Raw genomic sequence first — 6,750 nt, 5'->3', positions numbered from 1 at the left:
GCTTCCATCGGGAATAAGGATCTGGCAGCCTGAGTTCCCAACTAAAATACTCTCCAGGAAAACCGGGGCGGTTCACTCCTTTTTTTCAAGAACCATATCAAACACAAGGTTCAGTGCATCTGTACCTTTGCGAAACAGCAGGGTATCTCCCGGCTTCAGTGTCCCAGTTCTGAGCGCACCGATAAAAACATAGAAAACCAGCGGTGTCAGTGTTTCAGCCTCGGTATCAGATTTTACCTCTCCGCAGGCCTTTCCTCTGAGAACAGCAATGTGGATCAGGGCCAGTAGTTTTTCAGCACTGTTTTCACCCAACAGTTCCCGGGGACATTCACTGCCAAAAACGGCCAGTTCGATAGCATTTCTGAGATGCCTGTTCTTCTGAACTTCCTTCAGCCCTCTGAGCATGCAATGGCGCAGGCCGGAGAACGGCATCGTGCTGCGGATGACTGTCTCCGCTTCAGAAAAAAATACAAAAGGTGCCCGCTCTATAACCTCCCGGAGCAGATCGTGTTTTTCAGTGAAATGCCAGTAAATGGCTCCCCGGGTGCATCCGGCTCTCTCGGCGATCACCTGTAAGGTTGTACGCATGATCCCTTTTTCCCGGAAACACTCCTCCGCAGCATCGAGTATCTGCCGCCGGGTTTGCTCCGCTTCCAGCCTAGTTCTGCGCATACATGTTCCCCCATCGATAACCTGGCGCCGCTAAGTAAGGAGCTTTGGCAACCAGAGGCATTGCAGTGGCCCACCGGCATTTAGAGCGGTGGGCCACTGTATATCAGTGCTCCGAGTCTTCGCCGGCAGTAATAGAATCTGCTTTTCGTTTTTTACTGAAAAAACCTGCGACAAGAACGTAGAATAGCGGGATATAGAATATCGCCAGTACCGTTGCCGTCAGCATGCCACCAACGACACCTGTCCCAATGGCATGCTTACTTCCTGAGCTGGCACCGGATGCTATTGCAAGAGGAATAACCCCCACGATAAATGCCAGCGACGTCATGATAATAGGGCGCAGACGCACTCGTGCCGCTTCAAGAGCTGCTTTACCAAGGGGCATGCCGTTTTTTTCGTGTAGCTCTCTGGCGAACTCAACTATCAGTATGGCGTTCTTGGCCGACAGTCCGATGGTTGTCAGTAAACCGACCTGGAAAAATACGTCATTACCCAGCCCCCTCAGAAGCGTCGCACCCACAGCACCAATTACGCCCAGAGGAATGACCAGCATCACGGAGAAAGGAATGCTCCAGCTTTCATACAGCCCCGCCAGACAGAGAAAAACAATGATCAGTGAAAGGGCATACAGGGCCGGCGCCTGTGAGCCGGACAGACGTTCTTCAAAGGAAAGCCCGGTCCAGGCGACATTCACACCAGAAGGAAGGCTGGTCGCGATATCTTCAACCGCCTTCATCGCATCACCTGAGCTGTATCCCGGCGCAGGCTGTCCAAGGATCTCAACAGCAGGTATGCCGTTATAACGCTCCAGTTTGGGAGATCCGTAAATCCACTTTCCGCTCGCAAAAGAGGAGAATGACACCATTTCACCGTCACTGTTACGGACATACCATTTGTTAAAATCCTCCGGGGAAATACGTGAACCTTCATTCCCCTGGATATAGACTTTCTTCACGCGGCCGCGATCATTGAAATCGTTGACGTAGGCAGAGCCCCATGCGGCTGACAGGGTATTATTAACGTCACTCAAACTCAGTTTCAGTGCCTGGACCTTTTCATCATCAATCAGAATCTGATACTGGGGTTCATCGTTCATCCCGTTGGGCCGGACCATCTGCAGCGCAGGGTTTTGCGCCGCCATGCCCAGAAACATATTACGGGCTTCCATGAGTTTTTCGTGTCCTCGCCCGCTGTTGTCCTGAAGGAACAGGTTAAACCCGGTCGCGTTGCCCAGTTCCATTACGGCCGGAGGAGCAAAAGAAATCACAGTCCCTTCTTTAATGGTGGAGAAATACCCCATAGACCGCCCGGCCAGTTCAAACACGCTGCCCTTACGTTCACTCCAGGGCTTGAGTCCGACAAACACCATCGCAGATCCCTGCCCCCGGCCGGCAAAATTAAACCCGTTAACCAGCATGGTGCTGGAAACCAAGTCTTTTTCCTGTTCCAGAAAATAATCTGAAACCTTCGTCAGTATTTTTTGGGTCTGCTCTGCGCTGCTGTTGGGCGGCATCTGTACCTGCACAAACAGATTGCCCTGGTCCTCATCAGGCAGGAAAGATGTCGGTAGCTGCGGGAACAAAGCAACCAGCAGCGCAATGATGGCCAGAAAGAAGAGCATGGCCCGTTTTCTGGCCCTGAGGGTGCGCTCAACGCCGTTCCGATAGAGTGCCGTTCCACTGTCGAACTTGCGGTTGAACCAGTAAAAAAAACCTTTCTTGACATGCCCGTGCGCGGACGGTTTCAGAATGGTTGCACACAGGGCTGGCGTAAAAATGAGTGCAACAATCACCGACAGCGCCATGGCAGAGACTATCGTGATGGAAAACTGGCGGTAAATAACGCCGGTCGACCCGCCAAAGAAGGCCATCGGCAGGAACACGGCTGACAGAACCAGTCCGATACCAACCAGCGCACCGGAAATTTGTTCCATCGATTTGCGGGTGGCTTCTAACGGGGAAAGCTTCTCCTCCTCCATAAGCCGCTCCACGTTCTCAACAACCACAATGGCATCATCGACAAGAAGGCCAATCGCCAGCACCAGGCCAAACATGGTCAGGATGTTTATGGTAAAACCAAAAGCCGCCATCATGCCGAAAGTCCCCAGCAGGACAACCGGGATTGCCAGCGTGGGGATAAGGGTGGCACGCCAGTTTTGCAGGAACAGTAACATCACGATAAAGACCAGTACGATGGCCTCGATAAGCGTATGGACAACCCCCTCAATCGAGGAACTGATCACCGGTGATGTGTCATAAGGGTAGACAATCTTAACGCCCTCCGGCAGTCCGGGTTCCAGTTCTTTGAGCTTTGCCTTCACGGCATTGATGGTATCCAGGGCATTGGCACCCGTTGCCAGACGTAAAGCGATAGCGGTACTGGGAAGATTTTTGCCGTATTTAGACTGTATGGAAAAACTCTCAGATCCCAAGCTAACTTTCGCGACATCCTTCAGTAAAACACGCGCCCCATCAGGCTGGACTTTCAGCAGGATGTTTTCGAACTGTTCGGCTTTCGTGAATCTTGTTTTTCCGATGACCGTTGCACTCAGCTCAAGATTACTTTTCGCCGGCAGCCCACCGAGCTGTCCCGCGGAAACTTGCACGTTCTGCGCCTGGATGGCTGAACTGATATCTGACGGCGTCAGTTTGTAGCCATTCAGTTTGTCTGGATCCATCCAGATACGCATCGCATACTGGGCCCCCAGCATGGTGAAATCCCCCACACCGGACACGCGAGTCAGAGGATCCTGCATGTTTGAAACCATGTAGTCCCCTAGGTCGAAACTGCTCATGCGCCCGTCAGTAGAAATCAGACCCGCAAGCAGCAGGAAGTTGATCTGATATTTGGCCACGCGAATACCCTGCTGCTGCACTTCATCAGGGATCAGTGGCGTTGCTAGGGATAACTTGTTCTGTACCTGAACCTGTGCGATATCGGGGTCTGTTCCCTGATTAAAGGTCACGGTGATCGTGAACGATCCGTCAGAGTTACTTTCTGATTTGAGGTAGCGTAAGTTATCCAGCCCGTTCAGCTGCTGTTCTATCACCTGGACTACGGTATCCTGAACAGTATCAGCTGAGGCGCCGGGATAAGAGCCTGATACCGCAATCGCGGGTGCGGCAATATTCGGATACTGGTTAATGGGTAAATTGATAATGGATAATGCCCCCGCGAGCATGATCACGATGGCGACAACCCATGCAAGCACCGGCCGGTCAATAAAAAAGCGTGACATCAGAGCTCCTTAATGAGGCTGAGAAATTTCTTGCTTCTGCATTTCCGGGGATGCTATCCGGACTTCATTGCCAGGGAGGGCATTCTGCGTACCGTCAACGATGACGCGGTCGCCACTCTCCAGCCCCTCGCTGACCAACCACTGATTACCCACCACGCGCTCAGTCATAACCAGTTTGCGAATGACTTTGTTATCCTTTCCGACTGTCAGGGCTGAAGCCTGTCCGGTCGAGTCTCGCGAAATTCCCCGTTGTGGAACCAGCAGCGAATTTTCCCGTATTCCTTCCTGTAGCTTCGCCCGGACGAACATACCTGGCAGTAATCTTCCCTCCGGATTTGGAAACTCTGCCCGGATAATGACCGAGTCGGTGCTCTCGTCCACGGTAACTTCCGAAAGTCTGATGCGTCCCGGGTGCGGATATTCCCTGCCGCTGTCCAGCATCAACCTGACCTCTGTCTGCTGCTGGCTATCTTTCTTCAGATGGCCTGCAGCAAATTCATCCTGAAGTTTTAACAGCGATGTGGATGATTGCGGGATATCAACGTAAATAGGATCAAGCTGTTGTATCGTTGCCAGCGCATTTGTCTGGTTGGCCGTCAACAAAGCCCCCTGGGTGACCGACGAACGGCCAATGCGGCCTGAAATAGGTGCAGTAATACTTGTATAGCCAAGGTCTATCCGTGCAGAATCAACCTCCGCCTTAGCCTGCAACCAGCTTGATCGAGCGTCATCTCTGTCCTGCTGGCTGATGGCACTGGTTTTAACCAGCCTTTCATATCGCTGCGCCAGCAGCCTGGCAGACTCAAAACTGGCCTCGGCTTTGGCCAGCGTGGCCCGGTAGGGTGCAGGATCTATCTGGTACAATATTTGTCCCGCCTGAACCATACTCCCCTCTTCAAAAAGACGTTTCTGAAGGATGCCACCCACCTGTGGCCTGACTTCTGCCACACGGTAGGAAGCGGTACGGCCTGGAAGTTCGCTGGTCAGCGGGACGTTTGTCGTGGCAAGTGTTACGATTCCGACTTCAGGAACTGAAGATTGTGGTGGAGCAGGTGGTCGGTCACAGCTGGCAAGCAATACCACGATTAAAATTGCCAGCAGAGGCCTGGCGGGTTGAAAATGCACTGACATTATGAAAACCCTTGGTAGATTGAATATTTATTCTAGTATATTCATACTAAAAAAGATCTTGCAATAGTATTGAGACAGGAAAAGAAGATGAGTGATTTGCCTGACCTAGAAACGGGCGTTAAAAGTAAAGAAAGAAGAAAGCAGGTGATTGTTGCAGCAGCAAAATGTTTCCGTGAACTCGGTTTTCATGGATGCAGTATTGCCAAAATCTCCAAAGCTGCCGGCATGAGTCCCGGACATATCTACTATCACTTCGCCAATAAGGAAGCGATTGTTGAAGCTCTGGTATCTCACCAGGAAAGTTCGCTTTATGAGCTCATTAATGAGATAGCGGCCTCTCCACCAGATGAAAGAATTGCGGTCAGTTTAAAACGGCACACCGCGAGAATGGTGGATATCCATACGTCCCCGGAATTCAACGGATTGTGGCTTGAAATTGCGGCCGAAGCATCACGGAATCCGGGCGTTGCTGAGGTTCTTCAGCTTTCCCACGATGGGATCCACGCCAAATTAGAGGAAGAATTCCTTAAAAGGGCCCGGACGAATTCGGAGGCGGATATGCATAGAATTCGTACAGGAATGGATGTCATCGCATCGGTGTTCAGTGGGCTATCGCAGCATGCCGCAACAAGGGCACTCGGTAGTGAGTGGGACAAGCAGTTATTCATAAATATGGTTAATGAGATTATTGAGTGCTTATTTGGAGAATACTGAGTCCAGCTTTGCCACACGGCTTCGTCAGTACCATGGTAATCCCCCCATTTTTAACGGAGGTGATAAGTAGAATCAGGTCATTCGCTGAATATGCTGCATCGGTGTGTAGCTATTCAGTGCCATATTGGGCCGTTCGTGATTATAAAACCATTGCCACCCGGTGGCATAGTGTTGTAATTCATCCAGTGATGTAAACACATGCTGACCCAGCCAGTCATAACGCACTGTCCGGTTATAACGCTCGATATAAGCATTTTGCTGCGGATTACCCGGCTGAATGAACTCAATCCTGATATCCTGCTTCATCGCCCATGATATCAGGGTATTACTGGTATATTCCGGACCATTATCACAGCGGATTGCAGTGGGCTTTCCTTTCCACTCAATGAGTTGTTCCAGTACCCTGACAACCCGACTGGCGGGCAGAGAAAAATCCACCTCAATGGCCAGCGCTTCACGGTTAAAGTCATCAATGACATTCAGCAGCCGGACTGAACGACCATCCGACAGTTGATCGTGCATGAAGTCCATCGACCAGCATTCATTGCTGCATTCAGGCACTGCAAGCGGTTCAGGCTTATCCCTTTTCAGTCGTTTTTTGGGTTTTATTCGCATGTTCAGCGATAACTCGCAGTAAATCCGGTACACCCTTTTGTGGTTGAACTTAAAGCCTTTTACGTTACGAAGATACAAAAAGCACAGACCAAATCCCCAGCTGCGCTGACTGTCAGTGATGCGGATCAGCCAGTCGGCAATAGCGGTATTTTCTTCATTCAACTCAGGCTGATAGCGATAACAACTTTCGCTGACGGCAAACAACTGACAGGCAAAACGTATGCTGACACTCCGGCTTCTGACCGCATCCTGTGCCATCTGCTTTCGCTGCGATGGCTTCACCACTTTTTTGCCATGGCCTCCTGTAGTGGCACACTGAATTTGGCCACCTGAGTAGAGGTGATATGCTCACCTCAACATCTTACAGGTGAACCAATGAG

Annotated in this window: 4 protein-coding genes and 1 pseudogene; 1 reads left to right on the top strand and 4 read right to left on the bottom strand. The window is 51.1% G+C overall.

The window, feature by feature from the left end; all coding sequences use genetic code 11:
- Positions 1 to 72 precede the first annotated feature (72 nt).
- The 3 genes from ACSZPU_RS21845 to ACSZPU_RS21835 form a co-directional block, all read right to left on the bottom strand.
- Entirely contained in the window at positions 73 to 672 is a 600-nt protein-coding gene (locus tag ACSZPU_RS21845) for a TetR/AcrR family transcriptional regulator (RefSeq protein WP_499003071.1), read from the bottom strand.
- A gap of 103 nt (positions 673 to 775) precedes the next feature.
- On the bottom strand, positions 776 to 3,910 hold the full coding sequence (locus tag ACSZPU_RS21840; RefSeq protein ID WP_499003069.1) for an efflux RND transporter permease subunit: 3,135 nt from the start codon (positions 3,908 to 3,910) through the stop codon (positions 776 to 778).
- Positions 3,911 to 3,919: 9 nt separating this feature from the next.
- A complete protein-coding gene (locus ACSZPU_RS21835; protein ID WP_499003068.1) occupies positions 3,920 to 5,041 on the bottom strand; it encodes an efflux RND transporter periplasmic adaptor subunit in 1,122 nt (373 codons plus the stop codon).
- An 87-nt stretch (positions 5,042 to 5,128) separates the two neighbouring features.
- Between ACSZPU_RS21835 and ACSZPU_RS21830 the strand changes: the two genes are divergently transcribed.
- Complete coding sequence (locus ACSZPU_RS21830; protein ID WP_499003067.1) at positions 5,129 to 5,755, top strand: TetR/AcrR family transcriptional regulator; 627 nt, start codon at positions 5,129 to 5,131, stop codon at positions 5,753 to 5,755.
- 72 nt (positions 5,756 to 5,827) lie between these two features.
- Here ACSZPU_RS21830 and ACSZPU_RS21825 read toward each other — a convergent pair.
- Positions 5,828 to 6,661 (bottom strand): annotated as a pseudogene (locus ACSZPU_RS21825) (IS3 family transposase); the annotation flags it as partial.
- Positions 6,662 to 6,750 lie beyond the last annotated feature (89 nt).

It is taken from the genome of Phytobacter sp. V69 (assembly GCF_965644215.1).
In the GTDB taxonomy this organism is placed as follows: Bacteria; Pseudomonadota; Gammaproteobacteria; order Enterobacterales; family Enterobacteriaceae; genus Phytobacter.
The sequence above is the reverse complement of the archived record's forward strand: the minus strand, read 5'-3'. Positions and strand labels throughout refer to the sequence as shown.